This is a genomic window from Clostridium sp. UBA871 (assembly GCF_002295255.1).
Taxonomy (GTDB): Bacteria; Bacillota; Clostridia; order Clostridiales; family Clostridiaceae; genus Clostridium_J; species Clostridium_J sulfidigenes.
This window is the reverse complement of the sequence record NZ_DBFV01000003.1, coordinates 20,674-40,085: the sequence shown is the minus strand read 5'-3', so window position 1 is coordinate 40,085 and position 19,412 is coordinate 20,674. Positions and strand designations below refer to the sequence as shown.

Below are 19,412 nucleotides of genomic sequence, written 5' to 3'. Positions count from 1 at the left end.
TTTAACTTTAATATAAAGAATTATAATATATTTTTTACAAATACAAAGGGGGATGCTGTAAGTGAGTGGAAAAAAAATTAAAATAGACAACATAGTAATGAAATATTTATGCTTTTTTATTATAGGTATAATTTTGTTTTTTATGAGTTATGGTTTTTTTAGTAAGTTTTCTTTTAACAAAGAAGAAAGATATATTTCTAACACTATGAAATCTATATGGAAGGTTAATAATAGCTGTAAAATCCTAATAGATAATAATATAGATGTTGAAAAAGCTCTTAGTGTTTTAACCAAAATGAAAGCTGACTTGATAGATATATCTATAGATTTAAATTCAAACCCTTCTGCTAAAGAAGTAATCTCACCAGAAAATTATGAAAATTTATCTAAGGGCCTAAATGAAAATATTCTCATTATAGAGCAACTTGAAGCAATGCTGAAAAATCCTAATGGAAGTGATATTCAGCTAGCAGTTAATAATTTAAAAGCCTTCAGAGATGCTACAGAAAACTATTATGACTTAATCAAGCTAAAAAAAAATTATAATTATGATTTAGGTGTTCCTATGTATTCAGTAATTGATTCAACTATAGACTATTGTATATCTTCTAATAATTTAAAGAAAATATCTGATTTAAAATCATCAGATATTACTAAATTTATTCATACTTTAAGAGAGCTAGTTATATCACTAGATAGCTTAAAATATAACTTCTATGAAGATGTCTTAAAATGTCGTAGTGGCAATATGACCTATGAACTTTTAATTTCTAATATAGATGATACTTCTAAAAAATTAGCTTCAGTACAAAACATTTTATCTCAAATGTCTATACCTGATGATTTTTCATCACTATATAAAGATTTTACGGAAGTTGTATCTTCATATAATGACTACTTATATGAAATTAAGTATGCTATTTTAACTGAAAAAGTTCGTAGAGATAGTAAGGATGTAAGAGAAGATTTTATGGACTCACTTTATGCTTCAAGTAATGAAGCCTATGATAAAATAGAAAAAATGTATAAAAATTTTACTAAGGAGTATAATAACCTAAATAGCAATTACTGAAAAAGGAGATGAATTATATGAAAAAATTCATTTTGATTCTTTTACTTTTCTGTAACATCATTATCGTATCTCCATATCACATAGATACCCTTAATAGAGTTAATCCTACTAGAATAGAAGTCTAATAACTTTAAAATAAAAATAGAGAGAATGGAGCTATAAAGTAGCCCATTCTCTCTATTTATGGTAGAACTATAAATAGGTTCTATTTTAATATAGCCTTTATCCTACTATTGTTATATTCTGATTTGCTAAATCTATTAGTAAGAATTTTAGCATATTTTTTTGACTTTTCTTTATCTATTCCCTCATTATTTATTGCTAGAGAGTAAAGACATTGTTCTATATATGAACCATTTTTTTCATACTTGTCTACATATATCTCATAATACTTATTTGCATTTTCTATATCTTCTAAACCTTCATAGGAACTGGCCATCATAAATAGTATATGTTCATTTAGATACATACCCTCACTATATTTATAAACTAAGGTGAAGTTCTTTATCGCATTATCATATCTCTTATCTGCAATATAACTAACTCCGTTTTCATATAAGGACAATACTCCTTTTTCCTTTATTAAAGTTACTGCATTTTGAGCTATGTTCCTATCATTTATACTTAAACTTTCTATATCATATTTTTCTATGTATTTAATAATGTTTTCATAGTCTTTCGCTTTTACGTAGGATTTTAATGTACTTACATTAAAACTTTCATTTTCAATATTAGAACTCTCATTTTTTTGTATTTCTTTTTTAATTTCATCACTTTCTGATTCTTTATGAGAATTCCCCTCTATTTTTTCACTATTTCCTTGGAAATTGTCTAAATTTGTTTTATCCTTATTAATTGCTTCATTCTTTTTTTCTTGTTTGATTTGTAACCATTGATGAGTTTTGTTGTATCCTTTAAATATTCCAATGCCTATTAATAATACAATACACACTGCAACTATACTTGTTCCTAATACCACCATAAACTTCTTAAATTTTACCCTAGTCTCTTTGGGTATAAAATTTAATTCTATTAACTGCTTTTTTAAGCTTAAAGCTTCTGGATTATGTTTATCAATAGTTAAAATATCCTCTATATATTTAACAGCTTTATTATGCTGCCCTAATTGCATATGGCACTTAGCTATGTATTTCCAAAGATTTATACTGTTAAAATGGGAACTTTCACACTTTAGAAAACACCTTAAAGCATCTTTTACCTTAAATTCATTAAATAGATGTACACCTTGACTAAATATATATATATCCCCTTCATCATGTCTAGAATCATCTAAATACTTTTTAGATACCATATCTCCATTTAATTTATAGCTTAACTTCCAAAGAGTCTTTGCTTCTTCTAATTGTCCACGAATATAATATATTAGTCCCTTTAAATTCAATGTAGGAGAATGACTTCTATCTTTGTTTAATACCCTATCACAATAATTTAATGCTTTATCTAATCTTCCATCACAATAAAAATCCATTGCCTTTTTATAAGTCTTATTTATATTAACCATCACTTCACCACTTATATTTTATTTTATAACTTATTATATATTTTATAGTATCTATTCCTATATATCTTTTTACAACTAATTTTATCATGTTACTAGTTTTATTATCAATAACTATGAATAAGAAAAAAGGTATTGCAACCTTTAGTTGCAATACACTATCTTATTCTATTTCTATTACATCTCCAAGAATATAATTGTCAAAAGTTTTAGATTTGTCTTCTTTATCATTCATCATGTCATCTAAATAAAGAACATATTTTAATATTAAGCTATCATCTTTTCTTGTTATAGATACAAACCGCTCTTTATCCTTAGCCGTAGCTATAAGCATTTGTTCACCTGTTGTTACATCTACGATTATAATACGTTCACCATTAACTAATGTTCCATATCCTAAACCATGAACTATCATAAGATGAGTGTCATCATACCAACTTATTGATAGTGGTGATTGCTGACTTTTTTTCTCTATTGCAGTATACTCATACATCTTATTTGTAGACGTATCTTTTACATAAAGTATACCTATTCCCTCTTCTATAGCCTTTTCTCCTTTACCTTCTATACTAGCTTCATATTTACCATCTTCTGTAGCTATAAATGGTGTATTAAAAGTTAACTCCTTAGACATAGTCACTTCCGCTTTACTATATAAGTCAACAATATTCACATTTACTGATTTCTTTATATCATCACTAGTCTTTTCTTCATTTGATGATGTCTCTGGAACGCTTTCTATAGGTTCGTTACTGTTGTTTTCTTCTGCAATTTCAGATTTAACTATATTTTCTTGCTTAGTAGAATTCTCTTCCTTTCCTGATGAGGCTGCTGAAAATATTTCTTTACCATCCATTAATTTCATAGCTACAGGAGTAACTATAACCCCTAATAAAAATGCAGCTGCAATAGCTAATGCTCCTTTGTATTTTCTTTTCATTCCTCTTCTCCCCCTTGTATATTTATTTTTATCTATACTCTCCATTATTTTTTCTGTAGAGTTTTTAAAGTTAATGTTTTCATAAGAAAAGGCCTCTTTAAAAGTTTTATATTCTAAAACTTCTTTGTCATAATCATCTTTACAACTTTGGCAGGTTAAAAGGTGACTCCTCATTTCTTCATCTGCTTCGGCTGACAAATTTTCTTCAATATATTCTGTTAACTTATCTTTGAACTGACTACATTTCATTGTGACTCCTCCTAACCTTACTTGCAAAAGACTTTGAATCCATCTCTTACTTTATAGTATCTCCTTTTCACAGTAGTTTCTGTAATATCTAGAGTTTCACCTATATCTCTAAAAGTTAAATTCTGAGAATACCTTAAATTTAATATTTGCTTATCAACTTGATCTAGAGTTTTTATATATTTATTTACATTTTCTTTTACTTCTAAATATTCTAAAGATTCTTCCGGTCCCATCTCAGAAGATGATATATTATATGCTTCATCAATATCACTTTCATAAACCTTTCTATATTTCCTCATATAATCTACGGTTTTATTTTTTGCAATCTGCAAAACCCAATTTATAAAACTATATTTATTATTATACATATCTAATTTATTATATACAGTTATAAATACCTCTTGAGTAATATCCTCACTTGCTTCCTTCTGTTTTATCATTCCATAAATAAATCTAAGTATATTAAGCTGATATTTCTCGACTATAACTTGAAAACTATCTACGTCTCCCTTTAATACATTGCTTACAAGAATGGCATCTTCTACAGGAGCTCTTCCTTGCGATTCTTTCATCTTCTTCCCTCTCTTTATATAAATAATACGATATTAATTTAATAAAGTTTACTTTATTAATAAGTTGACTAAAAATTTTATTATAATATTAGGACAGACAAATTAATATAATAAATAACATACTTATTATTATAATTCCTGCTATTAATGTGGTATTATAGGCATACTTGCCTCCATTATATTCTCTTTTTCATACATTCTTAAAAGGATCTTTTAACTTAGACATTGAAAAACCTCCTAAGTAAATAATTTACTTTCTCCTTATATGTTATCATAGTAGCACTGTAAATAAAATCTTTATTCCCCATTTTGTATTGTAATATAAATTCTAATTGCAATATAAAAAAAGTCTTCATTAATAATTTATAATGAAAACTTTATTATATAACTTATATTGTAAATTTAGATATAATCACTTTTAATCCCCTAGCACTTTCTTCATTTCGCAACATCTGATTTTCTATCTCTCCAATATTGATGTATAAACAACTGGTCTTTTCTACAACTTCAACTATACCTGTTGATCCTTTATTTACTGTTTCACTTATATTTACCATGGAACTTGTTATAGTAGATACAACAGCCTTTAATTCTTTTGCCATGTGACTAAATCTTTCTGTTAACTCATTTATAATTATAGAATCTCTATTATATTGTTCCCCTATGATGTACATTTTTTTATAGTCTTTAATTATTATATCATCTATAAATTTTAAAATCTTATTGGAGCTTATAGATAGAGTATCTACAGATTCCTTAACATTTTTAATTACCTGTTGCATATTTTCTACGGTAACTCTTGAATGTTCCGCTAAATTTCTAACTTCATTTGCAACCACAGTAAAGCCTTTACCGTACTCACCCGCTCTAGCTGCTTCTATAGATGCATTTAAAGCTAGTAAATTTGTTTGATTTGCAATATCTAATATTGATCCTGATAAATTTTCTATCTCACTGACGGATTTAGATTTTTCCAAAGCTTCTATGAGATTTTTCTTTGTTTCTTCTAATATTTGAAGTGCCTTCTTGTTAGATACCTCCACATTGTCTTTTAATTCATTAGCCCTCCCTCTAATATCTATTGCAGTTTTCTCTCCTTCTTTAGCCTTATGGGTTATATCATTTATAAAACTCTCTACTCCTAAAGATAAACCACTAACCTCATTAGAGTTTACTGCCGCTTCCTCAATGGCCATGGAAATTTCATCTACAGTATTCGTTGTTCTTTCTGCATTCATATGAAGCTCTTTTATATACCTAGCTGTATCCCTAGAAGAGCTTAAAACATTATCTGAGGAATTATTAACTTCCACTATTATCTTTCTTATATTATTCATAAACACATTGATAGCTTGTGATAATTCTCCTATTTCATCTCCTGACTCAACAATTATATCTTGAGTTAAATCACCACCTTTATTTACTAATTCATTTATCTTCCCCTTTAATCTATTTAATGGATATACAATTGAAATTGTTAAATATATACACACTACAATAGTAAATAAAATTATTCCAAAAGTTACGCCTATAAATGTAATTAATACTATTTTATAACGTTCATTAGCTTCTTTATTTATACTGTCTAAATAAATTAAATTCTTTTGTTTAAGTTCATCAATAGAGCTTATCAATTCATCAAATTGATTTTTAGATTTTCCCTTAATTAAAGTTAAAACATTTCTCATTTCTTTATTTTTTTTATTTATTTCTATAACTTCATTGTTAACCTCTAAGTAAACTTTAAGTTTTTCTTGTATATTTTCAATATCCTTTTTTTCACTATTGCTATCACAATAATTAAAATAATCCTCTAAAATTAATTGTATATTTCCTTTTGATTCTTTCATTTCTTGTTCTATTCTATTTTTTTCTTCTGAAAATGTCTCCATTATATATCCATATTCTTTAGTTCTAAAATTTAAAACATGATAACTAAGTTCATCTGACTTTTGAATTTTACCACCATATATACTTGATATACCTTCTATACTATTATGTAATTTCATCATTTGAAATATAGAATATACTCCAAATATTATTGTACTAATGCTTAATACTGATAAAGCTAAAATTAATCTGGTCTTGATGTTAAACTTTTTCTTAAATATTCTATTGAATTTTAATTTTTCTTTAGGCCACATTATTTCATCACTCTTTCCTATTTTATTTAACAATATAAATTTAACTTATTGCCAAATAATTTTGTACATATATTAAGAAAATTTAAACTTCCTAACCAAGATTTAACACAAAAAAATAACGCCTATCTAAGAATAAAATATCTTAGACAGGTGTTATTTTATTTATAATGTTTTTCTAACTACATCTATAACAGTTCCATCCCTATATTCTACAACTGCAACTATATCCTTAGATAATTCTATTGCTTTAGGAGTACCTGTTATTTTTTCAGCTATTTCCTTTAATTCCTCTATAGTTACCACATTAAGGTTTGCTTCTTTTAATTTTTCAATTAAATCAACCCTCTTAGGGTTAACAGCTATTCCTCTTTCAGTTACTATTACATCAATAGTTTCGCCTGGAGTAGTTATAGTAGTTAACTTATCCTTTATTATTGGTAACCTTGCCTTAGTTAGTTTTGTTACTATTATAGTAAGTTTAGAGCCTGCTGCGGTGTCTGCATGACCACCAGACCCCCCCATTATAGTTCCATCTGAAGCAGTAGTAACATTTACATTAAAGTTTGTATCTATTTCTGTTGCTCCAAGTATTACTATATCTAAGTTATTTACTACAGCTCCCTTGTTATGAGCATTTCCATACATAGAAGCTGACATATTTATATGTTTTTCATTTTTAGCACAAGACTCTACTGCCTTTAAATCAAAACATTGTACATCTAGTAAACTTTGGAATAATCCTTCTTCAAACATATCTACAATATAACCAGTTATTCCACCAGATGCAAAGCTACCTTTGATTTCATTCTTCTTCATATATTCTCTAAGCTCTGCAGCTACAGCTAGAGATATTCCTCCAGCTCCTGTTTGAAATGACATACCTTCTTTAACTAGTCCTGACGCTATCATAGTATCTAAAGCATTCTTTGCAATTTTAAGGCCTATAGGATCCTTGGTAATTTGTGTAGTTCCTGATACTATTCCTGCTGGATTTCCTATAGAATCTACCTTAACTACATAATCTACATAAACTTGGTTTATTTCCATTGGGAAGTTTGGATATGGCACTAAGTTGTCTGTAATAGCTATTACAGTGTCTGCATATTCTGCATCAGAAACTGCATATCCTAAAGCGCCACAAGCAGATTTACCAGTAAGTCCATTTATATTACCATACATATCACTAGAAGGTGCTGCTAAAAAGGCTATATCGATATGTAAATCTCCACTTTCAATAGCTCTTGATCTTCCACCATGGGTATGCATTATAGCTGGATATTTTAATTTTCCCTGTGATATAGCATCTGCTACAGGTCCTGATATATAATTTGCATATATTTTAGATACAGTACCATCTTCAATATAAGCAACTAGCGGCTTATGAGTTGGAAATATAGAACTTGCTGCCACAGTTAAATTCTTTATTCCTCTTTTAGCCATGGATTCTACAACCATGTTAAGAATATAATCCCCATTTCTTAAGTGATGGTGAAAAGATATACACATTCCATCCCTAATTTCCACTTTATCTAAAACTTCTTCTAAAGAATTTACTAACTTTGCATCTCCAGGAACTACAGGTTTAATCTTTGCTGACACCTTTTTTAAAGGATTCATATTTTTAAAAGCACCTTCAAAAATCTTTACATTTCCGTATCCATCTATATACTCCGGAATTTCTCTTCCTAATACATTCTTCATATTATTATCACCTCAATCCCCTCATTAAATAAGGCCTAGTTTTTTACTTAATTCCACAGTGGTTTTTGCTCTATTTATAACTGGTGCATCTACCATTTTACCATCTAGAGAAAATACTCCCTTACCTTCTCTTTCAGCTTCTTCCATAGCATCTAATACCCTTTGAGCATGGATTATCTCCGCTTTAGTTGGAGCATATACTTGGTGTATTGTATCAATTTGTCTTGGATTAATTGATGCTTTGCCAGTCATTCCAAGGGATTTTGCAAGTAGAGTATCCTTTTCTAATCCTTCAAAGTCATTAGTATCTGTAAATGGAGTATCAATAGCCCCTACTCTCATAGCCTTACAAGCCACAGCTACCCTGTTTCTAGCATAAAATATCTCACTACCTTCTTTAGTTCTCTTAATTCCCATATCAGAAGTTAAATCTTCTCCACCTAAAAGAACTGCTACTATTCTGTTTGATGATTTTATAATGCTATATACATTTTCAACACCATAAGCACTTTCAACTATTGGTATTAACTTTATAGATTTGTCTCCAAAGCCTTCTTCTTTTTCTATTTTTTCAAGTCTACTGCTAATCTCTATAAGTTCATCTTCCGTTGCCTTTGGAACCATTAGTGCATCTGGCTTAACTCTTCCAATAACTTCTATATCCTCACTTGAAAATTCTGTAGTAAGTGGATTTATTCTAACTACCACCTCTACTCCACTATAATCAACATTTTTAATTGCTTCTCTAACAAGAATTCTAGCACTATCTTTTTCTGTAAGACTTACTGCATCCTCTAAATCAAGAATTATAGAATCTGAACCTAAGATTGCAGCATCTTGTAACATTCCTGGATTATTTCCAGGCATAAAAAGCATAGTTCTTCTTAATTTCATATTTATACCCCCTACTGCGCTCTTTTTACTGCAGTTTCAATTCTAGCTCTTATTGTATAATCAAGAGCCCCTTTATCTTGAGCTTTGACAATGGCATTTTTTACTTGTAAAGTATCTAAAGTTTCTCTAATAGCTCTTTCTATTTCTGCTCCAAATTGTTTCATAACCATACTCTCAAGTTCTATAGCTATTCCGCCCTCTTCGTTAGGCATGATTATAACGTATATATCATTGGATTCTAGGGTTCCAGCCTTTGAAATTTTATTAATTTCCATCTAAATCACCTCTACCTATAAAACTTATTTTTTACTACTTAAGTAAGCTTCTCTACCTACTTCATATAAATTATTTCCTTCTGAATCTATTACTACAACTATAGGTAAATCCTCTACTTCAAGTCTTCTTATAGCTTCAGCTCCTAAATCTTCATAAGTCACTATTTCTGCTTTCTTTACGCATTTACCAATAAGGGCTGCAGCTCCACCTATAGCTCCAAAGTATACAGCTTTATTCTTTTTCATAGATTCTATTACTTCAGCATTTCTTAATCCTTTACCAATCATTCCTCTTAAACCATGGTCTAAAAGTGCTGGTGTATATGCATCCATTCTATAACTAGTAGTTGGTCCTGCTGAACCTATGGCCATTCCTTCTTTTGCTGGAGTTGGCCCTACATAATATATAACAGCATCCTTTACATCTATAGGAAGTTCTTCTCCTTTTTCTAAAAGTTCTGCAAGCCTCTTATGAGCAGCATCCCTACCTGTGTATATAACTCCACTTAATAAAACACTGTCTCCAGCTTTTAAATCTTTTACCTTTTCTTCTGTTAGTGGTGTAGTTATTCTCTTTTCCATAAACCTTACCCCCTAATTATAGCTCTATTTCTGCATGTCTTGTAGCATGACAATTAATATTTACAGCTACTGGAAGGCCTGCAATATGAGTTGGATATGTTTCTATATTTACAGCTAATGCTGTTGTTTTCCCACCAAATCCTTGAGGCCCTATACCTAGTTCATTTATCATAGTTACTAGTTCCTCTTCTAACTCTGCGTAGAATGGATTTTCATTTCTTACATCTATGGATCTAATAAGTGCTTTTTTAGCAATTGTTGCTGCCTTATCAAAGGTTCCTCCAATTCCTACTCCAACAATTATTGGTGGACATGGATTTGGACCTGCTTCCTTAACTACTTTTATTATAAAATCTTTAACACCTTGAAGTCCATCAGAAGGTTTTAACATTTTTATTTGACTCATATTTTCAGAACCAAATCCTTTAGGTGCTACAGTGATTTTTAGCTTATCTCCTGGAACTATATTATAGTAGATCATAGCTGGAGTATTATCCTTTGTATTTACTCTATCTAAAGGATCCTTAACTACAGATTTCCTTAGGTAGCCATCCTTATATCCTTGTCTAACACCTTCATTTATTGCATCTTCTAGTGCTCCTCCAACTACCTGAACCTCTTGACCTATTTCTATAAATACACATGCCACACCAGTATCTTGACACATAGGCATATCTTCATTTTTAGCTATATCAGCATTGATTAATATTTTGTTTAATATTCCCTTTGCAATATCCCAATCTTCTTCCTCATGAGATTTTATAAGTCTGTTTTTAATATCACTACCTAGATAGTAATTTGCATCTATACATAATTTTCTTATAGCTTCTGTTATCTGTGAAACTTTAATTTCTCTCATATATAATCCTCCTAAACTCATTGATTAAATATATTATTTCAATATTAATTCACTAATACAGTTTAATTTAAATCCCATGAATAATATATCTCATTTTTATAATTATTATAAGTAAAAAGGCAGTTTTAATTAAACCGCCTTTTTACTATATACCTAATGTATTATTTATTTCTTCTATTTACTAAGGCAACAACCCTATTCATTTCATTGTTCACTATCATGTAACCTTCATCAACACCCATACCTGGCTTAGCTAAGCATTGGTCTGCTCCACAAGCCATAGCAATGTTAGTGCAAACTTCTGCTGATCTATTTGTTTCGTTACATGTTCCTCCACAGTAAGCTCCAACCTTTTTCTTCTTACAATACAATATAGCTTCTATTGTATTATTTACTCCTCCAAGATCTGGAGTTTTTATTTGGAGCATATGTCCTGAGTTGTTATCTGCAAAGAATGCTACGTCTTCATAAGTATTACACCATTCATCTGCAACTAATTCTACATTGATATTTCTATTATCAAGTTCATCTGTTAACTCTTTTAATGCTTCCATTTGTCTTTCTCTATGCTCTACATCCATTGGTCCTTCTATTCTTAATTTAAATGGTTTAGCAGCCTCTTCCAATGTTGCTATGTAGTCTGCCATTGCTTTTGTATCACAATCAAATGCAACTCCTATAGTTCCATAAACATCTATATGGAATATTGGGTTATAGTCTTCACTAGTTCTTAATTTTAAAACTCTATCACTTAACCACTTAACATATTCAAGAAGCTTTTCGCCCTTTAAGCCTAATTTCTCTTCTACATTGTTTATTAAAGCATGAGGTAAAACATCTGCTCCCTTGATAATCATCTTATCAGCGTTGTTGTATCTGTCATCTCCTGATTGAGTAAATATAGGAATTCTATTAATTTCTACTCCAGTATTATATTCATCTCTTACAACTTCAGCCATAGTAACTTTTTTAGCTTTTGCTACACCATCAAGGATAGCTTGAGTTACTCCATATCTTATAGCTGTATGAAGTCTTTTTCCATTTACCAACATTTTATCAAATTCTTCAGCTAAACATTTAAAGTTAGTTAATTCTCTACCTATAAGTTTTGGTGCTATTTCCTTTTCTATAACTGGTATGAAATCTTTAGCTAAGAATAATGGATCACGTCCACCTGCTCCTGAATATTGAACAGCTGCACAATCACCGTGTGCTACTTGACCATCTTCAAGTATTAACATTACAGATATAGATTCTCCTGCTTGTCTTATAGATGTAAATCCTTCAGTTACTGGCTCTCCAATATAAGTAAATCCATCATGACCAGCTCCAGCTTTTATTGCTCTTTGGTCATCAAAATAAAATCCAGTTCTTCCTGCAGAACATACTACATCAACAATTTTCATTTAAATACACCTTGCTTTCTATAATTTAAGAATTTTATATTAGTTTATTGTTAGCTTATAAATTATAAATGTTATTTTTCTGGTCTTCCAACAAGCTTTCCTTTTCCTACAGCAAATATATCATCTATTGTCATTTGGAATCCAACTGGACGATTTTCGTATTTTCCTCTTTCGTCTAGCTTCTTCATATTGAAAGCTTTAAGCTCTGCTGTAAATGGAACATTTCCAAATTTAAGATATCTTACTGCTCCATTATTATCTCTTGCAGGCATCATTTTACCAGCGTTATATTTACTTGGTGCAAATGGAATATCTATAACTCCCATATCAAAGCCTTTAACAGCACCTTTCGCTAAGTCACCATTTCCTACTTCGTATAACTTATCTACCATGCATCTTGTTTCAGCTTTAATTATAGCAATTTCAGTTCTAAGTTCATCAGATAAGTGCATTTGTTGACCTTTTAATAAGTTTAAAGTCATTTTAGTTGCTCTTATACCTTGAGCATTTGCTTCTTTAGTTGGTATGCCTATAGCTTCATGTGGAGTTTTAACTATAACTTTTGTAGCTCCTGCTAATGCTGCAGCTGCTGCTCCAGTAGATATAACACCAAAAGCCTTAGCTTCATCAGCTGGGAAGCCTCCCATCCATTGATGGAATACTGTTGTTAGGTAAACATCACCATAACCATAAGCTCTTAAGTAATCGCTACATTGCTCTTCAAGTGCTCTAATTGCTGCTACGTCTTGTATTAAGTTACCACACTGACCATATCCAACTGTAATATTCTTAACACCTTGTTCTGCTGCAAGTAGTGCTTCTACTATTGCAACTGCATTAGATGTACTTGGTGGTACTAAAGTTCCTGTTAATGGACCAAATGGCTCTCTATTAATAGATATACCTTGCTCTTCATAGAAACCTACTAATCTATCACAATATTGCCAATCAAGAATAGTTTTTTCTAGAGTAACACTTTTAGCATATGGTATATTATATGATATACCGCCACCTTCATTTGATGTCCAACCTGATGCATGAGTAATTTCTGCAAGTAATCTACCATCTGGAGTACCGTGTCTTGATTCTAATGGTAAGTTAACAGATTCAAATACTTGTCTACATCCTTTAACCCCGTGGTTAACCCCTGGAAATCCATTTAAAAGTGATCTTCTAGCTTTTATACTTTCTTGTATCCCAACTTCACATTCTTCATATCTATTTTGTCTTGTGTAACTATCTATTGTTGATGGTAGAAGATCCGCTCCACCTTCTTTGTCTAAGTAGTTTAGTAATTCTATGTGGCTATCTAATAAAGCTACACCGGCCCTAGGTTGAGCTAATGTTATGCCCGCTTCCTTTGCTTCCATTAATTTTTTAGCAAAGTTCTTGTGTGCTGGAATTTTTTTGTTGTAGTCTATAGCCTCCTGTAAATCTACTTCTTTACCTGTTGGCCATTGTGCTAAAACCTCTTCTCTTGTCTTAAAAAACTCTTCCTCGGTCCACTTTTTGTTTTTTAGTTCCACTTTAATTTACCTCCTAGTAATTTACACTTCCACTAAATATTTTTTCATTATTCTTATTGCTTTGTCAGGATAATCCTGAGCTAACAAACCCATTGATGATAATATATAAGTTTTATCTACTAAAGTTTTTGGATTTCTAGGTCTTAAAGAAGTAGCATTTTCTTTATTAAAGGTTCCTGCTTTCAATATTTCACCTGGATGTTTACTATGAACTAAAACGCCACCTGTACCAATCATATATTTTACATCCATAAGATCTTTTCCTAATTGATTATATACAGCTCCCATTGGAGTATATATGCATTCAACAGTGCCGCAGTGTCTTTCCATAGAAAGTTCTGTAGCTGCCTTTGCCATAGCTTCATCAAATTTTATATCTTCATCTGTTTCAGGTACCATTTTAATATTGCTATTCCTATATTTACATCTTTCTTCAATTTGTACTTTTCTATCTTTATCATTTAAATATGATCTAAGCTTTCTACTACCTGCAGCTTCCCAAAGAGACACAGCTGAATATCTCATACCTAAGTCACCTTCTACAGTTCTTTTTGCAAAAGGTTCCTCTAACCCCTTCATATTTACTCCACCCTTTGTTGGCTCTCCATATCCTATAGAGTGTACATCAGTAGTAGCTCCTCCTATATCAACAATGATTAAGTCTCCAATACCTTCTTCTTCATCAGTACCTTCTCCTAACACTCTAGCTGCTTTAAGTACAGCTGCTGGTGTAGGCATTAGTATACCATTTATATAATTTTCTGCGTTGGATAGTCCTTTTGCATCAGTTATCCTATCCATAAATACTTTTCTTATTTCTTCTCTTGCTGGTTCCACATTTAAAGCATTTAATTGAGGCATAACATTTTCTGTTATGCTGAAATAGAACCCAGCCTTTTGAAATATTTCTTTTATCTCATCATTAGCACTTTTATTTCCAGCAACAACTATAGGAAGATTGACATCTAAATCTACTAGCATCTTTGCGTTATGTAGAATACATTGTTTATTTCCTCCATTAGTACCACCGGCTAAAAGAATTATATCTACATCAGAATTTTTTATCTCTAATACTTCGTCCTTAGTTAATTCATAACTATATACTTTTATAACTCGAGCTCCTGCTCCTAAAGCAGCTCTCTTAGCAGCTTCTGCTGTAAGATCTGGCACAAGCCCAATTGCAACCATCTTTAAGCCTCCAGCTGCAGATGAACAAGCAAGTTTTTCAACAAAATTTACTTCTTTACCTTCTAGCTTATTCATTAGCTTATCATAAGCTTTATTAAATCCTATCATTATATCATCTTCGATAGTTGTTATGTCCTTTGCTGTAGCTAATATTTCTTCATTATCTATATCTACTGCAGTCAATTTGGTATAAGTACTACCAAAGTCTAAAAGTAAATATGCATTCATTTAAATCACTCCAGCTCTCTATTAAAACTCCAAGTAAAATCTACTTTAGTTAGTTAGTTTATGTGCTTCTGTCTATTCTATTCCTAAATCTTCTTTTAAGTCATGTATAGTAGTGTCTATACTTGTTCCTGGTGGATAAACTCTATTAAAGCCCATTGCTTTAAATCTTGAATAAACATCATCCCAATCTTGTTTACCTACAACTATGTTACCACCAACATAGATAAGGATATCTTTTAATCCTGATTCATCACACTTTTCTCTTAAGCCTCTACAGTCAATCTCTCCATGTCCATAAAGAGAAGAAACAATTATTGCATCAGCATTTGTTTCCACTGCAGCATTTATAAAGTCTTCTTGTGGTGATAGCACCCCAATATTGATGACTTCAAACCCTGCTTCTGTTAATGCATAATCCATGATTTTGTTACCTACAGCATGACAATCTGCTCCAATAACACCAAGAACTAATGTCTTCTTTTCCATTTTTAATTCCTCCTGAATTAATTTTTTTGATACTTTAATTCTACAATTTTTGACTTAAGTGCCTTCACTGATGTAGAGTCTAAGTTATAAGAAAACTCTATAAGCTCTTTATTTTCATGATTGAGCTTACAAACATCCTTATATCTACCTGGAGTTACTATTAGTACCTCCGATTTATCAATTATGTGTTTTAATTTAGCTTCTTCAGTTATACTAAAATACTCAACTGATAAATCTGAAAGACCTGCATTATCAAGTGCCGACTTAATTTTAAATATAAACTCTTCAGATAAACAAATAAAAGTAAACTTTGTTTCTGAAGGATGTCTAGCGATTCTTACAATGGATTCTAGATTAGGGTTTACTGCTACTCCCAGTATTTCCTTGTTCATGCCTTTTAAAAATCCATCTACATCATTTACATGGTTAAATGGTGATATAATTACTTCACAAGTCGAAAGCTTGTCCTTTGTGTCGTCACTCATTTTTTCTAAGTCTGTTAAAGTAAATGGTATCGTATTCATACTTGTTATTGATGTTATTTCTTTACTAAACATTCTCGCTTGCTCAATATTACATTCTACAAATGCTGAAGTAACTTTATTCATAACATCCTTTTTCTCACTAACCCTATTTGTTACTATGTCCAAAAAATCATCTGGATCTATACCGCATTCTAAAGCTTCTTCTAGAGCTAAATCCACAAATTTATTAATTTTCCTTCTACTATCATAACTTTGCCATGATACTACTTCTTCTGCTACGAAAGTCCCTTTTCCTCGAATAGATTTTAATACGCCCTTAGCTTCTAGTTCATTATAGGCAGCGCTAATGGTATTTCTACTAACAACTAACTCTTGAGACAATTCTCTTTCTGTCGGCATTTTACTTCCAACTCTCAAAGTTCCATCTTTTATAAGATGCATTATTTGTTTTTTTACTTGGATATAGAGAGGTATCCCATTTTTTTTATCAATTGTAATGTTCAAAATCTCATCTCCTGACCCTTTGGACCAATGGCTTAATCCAATCCTTAATCATAATATCATATGGACTAATCATTTGCAATTTCACATTTTTGTATATTCTATAAAGAGCCCACCTTTTATAGAAAAAGTAGGCTCTTATCTTTAATTTGCTCCTTCTTTCAAGTAAATGCTTATAGATTCAGCTAACGCATCTGCAATTTTCTTTTGATATTCTTCATCCTTTAACTTTTGATATTCTTCAGGATTACTTAGGAATCCGCACTCTACAATAACTCCTGCCATAGTATCATTTCCTCTCAATACTTTATATTGAGTGCCTGCAGCCTTTGCTTTTCTCTTATTGGACTGGTCCAATTTATCCTTTAATGTACCTTGCATGATATTTGCTAACCTTTCGCTTCCTTCATAATTTGAGTACCATACTTGAGCACCCTTACAATATGATTCTGGAAATGTATTTAGATGTATACTAACAAATATGTCACACTTTGTTTCTTCCTTCAAACTTACTCTTTTATTTAAGTCCTCATATTTTTTCTCTTTTACTGATTTTCCTTCAGTATAAAGTCCTATATCCTCTGTTCTTGTAAATTCAACCTTATATCCTTGACTTTTTAAATTTGCCCCTAATAGAAGTCCAATGTTTAGGTTTATATCCTTTTCTGTAGTTCCATCTTTAGATGAAGCACCTCCATCTATTCCTCCGTGTCCTGGATCAATTAGTATTGTTTTATTTTTTTCTTGTTCTGATTCAGCATTTTTATAAGTTGTAACCACATTGTTTACATTAATTACAGACATGCATATGAATCCTAAAATAATTACTGTAAGTATTGATATTAATTTAGTATTCTTAATGGTTCCTCCCACCTTTTTTTTATTACTCTGTAATTATACTTATTCATAAATTCATACTATTATTCTTTTACCTATATAATAAAAACCTTTTGGATTCACATTATCCAAAAGGTTTTTAACATAAAAGCTATAAAAAACTATTAATTTAATTTTCATATATTATTTCAGCTATATTTATTGAGTGATCACCTATTCTCTCTAGATTGCTTATCAAATCCAAGAAAATTGTTCCCACTACAGCATTACATACCCCATTGTTTAATCTCTTTATGTGTGATGCTCTTAATTCTTTTTCTAGCGAGTCTATTCTTTCTTCTATTCCCCTTATACCTGCTGCTTTTTCTCTATTATAACTTTTAAAACAATCTATACTCATTTCTACTGCACTTATAGTATAGTCAAACATACCTTTTATTTCATTCATAGCATCTGGAGAAAAAGTCAACCTTTTAGTGATTCTTTCACTAGCAAGGTCTGCGATATTCTCTGCATGATCTCCTATACGCTCAATATCATTTACCACATGGAAATATGCAGCTAGTTCTGCTCTCTGTTCATCACCTAAATCTGAGTTAGATAACTTAACTAGATATCTTGTTATATCATGTTCTAATAGATTAATTATCTTTTCATTATTGTATGCTACCTTTATTAGCTCTTCATCTCCCTGTAAAAAAGAATTCATAGCTACTTTTAAATTTTCCTTTGCCTTCTCACCCATTCTTACTATTTCATTAGTTGTTTGACCAAAAGCTATTGCTGGAGTCTCTAGCAATCTTTCGTCTATATATTTAACACCCGGTACATCTTTTTCATCTTCACCAGGAATTATCTTATTAACAAAGGAAACAAGATATTTAATTAAAGGAAGTAATAGTAAGGTATTTACCACATTAAATAAGGTATGTGCATTTGCTATCTGTCTTGGTATAGCTTCAGCACCTACATCTGGACTTATTGATAAAACTATATTAGCTAAGAATGTAACTGGGATAATTAAGAATATAACAGCTCCTATAAGGTTAAATAACAAGTGAATAACTGCTGCTTTTTTTGCTGTTATTGAAGTTCCTATGCTAGATATTAATGCTGTTACACATGTACCAATGTTATTACCTAATAATATTGGTATTGCTACTGTTAATGGTAAACTTCCTGTAGATGCTAATGCTACTAGTATACCAGTAGAAGCTGATGAACTTTGAAGGACAGCTGTCATCATCATTCCTATTAAAAGACCTAATATAGTATGTCCTTCTAATTTTAGTATTAAATTTGTAAAGAATACTGAGTCCTTAAGCGGTGACATTGCACTTGACATAAGTTTTAATCCTAAAAATAATATACCAAATCCAAGGATAATTTGACCCAATTCTTTTACTTTTCTTTTGTTGCAAAAAAGTATCATAACTGCACCAATAGCTAAAAATACAGGTGCAAAAGCATCAAATTTAAATGTTATTAATTGGGCTGTTATTGTAGTACCAATATTAGCTCCCATTATAACAGATGTTGCTTGAAATAAATTCATAAGTCCTGCATTAACAAATCCAACAACCATTACTGTAGTAGCACTACTACTTTGAATAATAGCAGTGACAATGGTACCTGTTAGCACACCTTTCACTGGATTAGATGTTATTCTGTCAAAAATACCCTTCAGTTTATCTCCTGCTGCATTTTCAAGACCATCCCCCATAAGCTTCATCCCATATAGAAAAAGTCCTAATCCTCCTAAAAGGTTAATAATCAAAAATATGATATTATACATCAATTTACCTCCTACAATAAATCTCATTCCACAATATGTACTTTTTCTTTGTCCATTAAAATTCCATATTAATAATACACTATAATCAAAAACATGTTAATACTTATTTACATATTTAACACGAATTTAACATAACTTTTTATAAATATATTA

17 protein-coding genes are annotated in these 19,412 nt (G+C 30.7%); 1 reads left to right on the top strand and 16 read right to left on the bottom strand.

Translation table 11 applies throughout. The annotated features are described in order from the left end of the window. The first annotated feature begins 61 nt into the window (after positions 1–61). Positions 62–1,072 carry a hypothetical protein gene (locus B3086_RS01905; RefSeq protein ID WP_346892701.1) on the top strand — a complete coding sequence of 337 codons (1,011 nt, stop codon included), beginning with the start codon at positions 62–64 and terminating at the stop codon, positions 1,070–1,072. Between the two features lie 205 nt (positions 1,073–1,277). Here the strand turns inward: B3086_RS01905 and B3086_RS01900 are convergent, their stop codons facing one another. The 16 genes from B3086_RS01900 to B3086_RS01825 all read right to left on the bottom strand — a co-directional run bounded on the left by B3086_RS01900 (position 1,278) and on the right by B3086_RS01825 (position 19,259). After that, the gene (locus B3086_RS01900) at positions 1,278–2,594 is read right to left on the bottom strand and encodes a tetratricopeptide repeat protein (RefSeq protein ID WP_346892699.1); all 1,317 of its coding nucleotides are present in this window, start codon (positions 2,592–2,594) and stop codon (positions 1,278–1,280) included. Positions 2,595–2,754: 160 nt separating this feature from the next. Next, a complete protein-coding gene (locus B3086_RS01895) occupies positions 2,755–3,780 on the bottom strand; it encodes a DUF4652 domain-containing protein (RefSeq protein ID WP_346847785.1) in 1,026 nt (341 codons plus the stop codon). Between the two features lie 17 nt (positions 3,781–3,797). Beyond that, the gene (locus B3086_RS01890; protein WP_346892697.1) at positions 3,798–4,352 is read right to left on the bottom strand and encodes a sigma-70 family RNA polymerase sigma factor; all 555 of its coding nucleotides are present in this window, start codon (positions 4,350–4,352) and stop codon (positions 3,798–3,800) included. Between the two features lie 389 nt (positions 4,353–4,741). Beyond that, on the bottom strand, positions 4,742–6,529 hold the full coding sequence (locus B3086_RS01885; protein ID WP_346892695.1) for a methyl-accepting chemotaxis protein: 1,788 nt from the start codon (positions 6,527–6,529) through the stop codon (positions 4,742–4,744). 129 nt (positions 6,530–6,658) lie between these two features. After that, positions 6,659–8,197, bottom strand: coding sequence for a citrate lyase subunit alpha (citF, locus tag B3086_RS01880; protein WP_346847788.1), 1,539 nt, complete (start codon positions 8,195–8,197; stop codon positions 6,659–6,661). Positions 8,198–8,221: 24 nt separating this feature from the next. After that, positions 8,222–9,091 (bottom strand): HpcH/HpaI aldolase/citrate lyase family protein, encoded by an 870-nt coding sequence (locus tag B3086_RS01875; RefSeq protein WP_346847789.1) that lies wholly within the window; start codon positions 9,089–9,091, stop codon positions 8,222–8,224. An 11-nt stretch (positions 9,092–9,102) separates the two neighbouring features. Beyond that, the gene (gene citD, locus B3086_RS01870; RefSeq protein ID WP_150845895.1) at positions 9,103–9,366 is read right to left on the bottom strand and encodes a citrate lyase acyl carrier protein; all 264 of its coding nucleotides are present in this window, start codon (positions 9,364–9,366) and stop codon (positions 9,103–9,105) included. Between the two features lie 24 nt (positions 9,367–9,390). After that, positions 9,391–9,948 carry a Fe-S-containing hydro-lyase gene (locus B3086_RS01865; RefSeq protein ID WP_150845894.1) on the bottom strand — a complete coding sequence of 186 codons (558 nt, stop codon included), beginning with the start codon at positions 9,946–9,948 and terminating at the stop codon, positions 9,391–9,393. A 16-nt stretch (positions 9,949–9,964) separates the two neighbouring features. After that, positions 9,965–10,807, bottom strand: coding sequence for a fumarate hydratase (locus B3086_RS01860; RefSeq protein WP_150845893.1), 843 nt, complete (start codon positions 10,805–10,807; stop codon positions 9,965–9,967). Between the two features lie 161 nt (positions 10,808–10,968). Continuing rightward, positions 10,969–12,213 (bottom strand): methylaspartate ammonia-lyase, encoded by a 1,245-nt coding sequence (locus B3086_RS01855; RefSeq protein ID WP_035133370.1) that lies wholly within the window; start codon positions 12,211–12,213, stop codon positions 10,969–10,971. 71 nt (positions 12,214–12,284) lie between these two features. Further along, on the bottom strand, positions 12,285–13,739 hold the full coding sequence (locus B3086_RS01850; RefSeq protein ID WP_035133368.1) for a methylaspartate mutase subunit E: 1,455 nt from the start codon (positions 13,737–13,739) through the stop codon (positions 12,285–12,287). A 21-nt stretch (positions 13,740–13,760) separates the two neighbouring features. Beyond that, complete coding sequence (glmL, locus tag B3086_RS01845) at positions 13,761–15,155, bottom strand: methylaspartate mutase accessory protein GlmL (RefSeq protein ID WP_346847792.1); 1,395 nt, start codon at positions 15,153–15,155, stop codon at positions 13,761–13,763. 72 nt (positions 15,156–15,227) lie between these two features. After that, complete coding sequence (gene glmS, locus B3086_RS01840; protein WP_150845891.1) at positions 15,228–15,641, bottom strand: methylaspartate mutase subunit S; 414 nt, start codon at positions 15,639–15,641, stop codon at positions 15,228–15,230. A 17-nt stretch (positions 15,642–15,658) separates the two neighbouring features. After that, entirely contained in the window at positions 15,659–16,630 is a 972-nt protein-coding gene (locus B3086_RS01835; protein WP_346847793.1) for a winged helix-turn-helix domain-containing protein, read from the bottom strand. Between the two features lie 141 nt (positions 16,631–16,771). Then, positions 16,772–17,431, bottom strand: coding sequence for an N-acetylmuramoyl-L-alanine amidase CwlD (gene cwlD / locus B3086_RS01830; RefSeq protein ID WP_346892692.1), 660 nt, complete (start codon positions 17,429–17,431; stop codon positions 16,772–16,774). Between the two features lie 202 nt (positions 17,432–17,633). Continuing rightward, positions 17,634–19,259: a Na/Pi cotransporter family protein gene (locus tag B3086_RS01825; protein WP_346847795.1), complete on the bottom strand. Its 1,626-nt coding sequence runs from the start codon at positions 19,257–19,259 to the stop codon at positions 17,634–17,636. Positions 19,260–19,412: the final 153 nt, after the last annotated feature.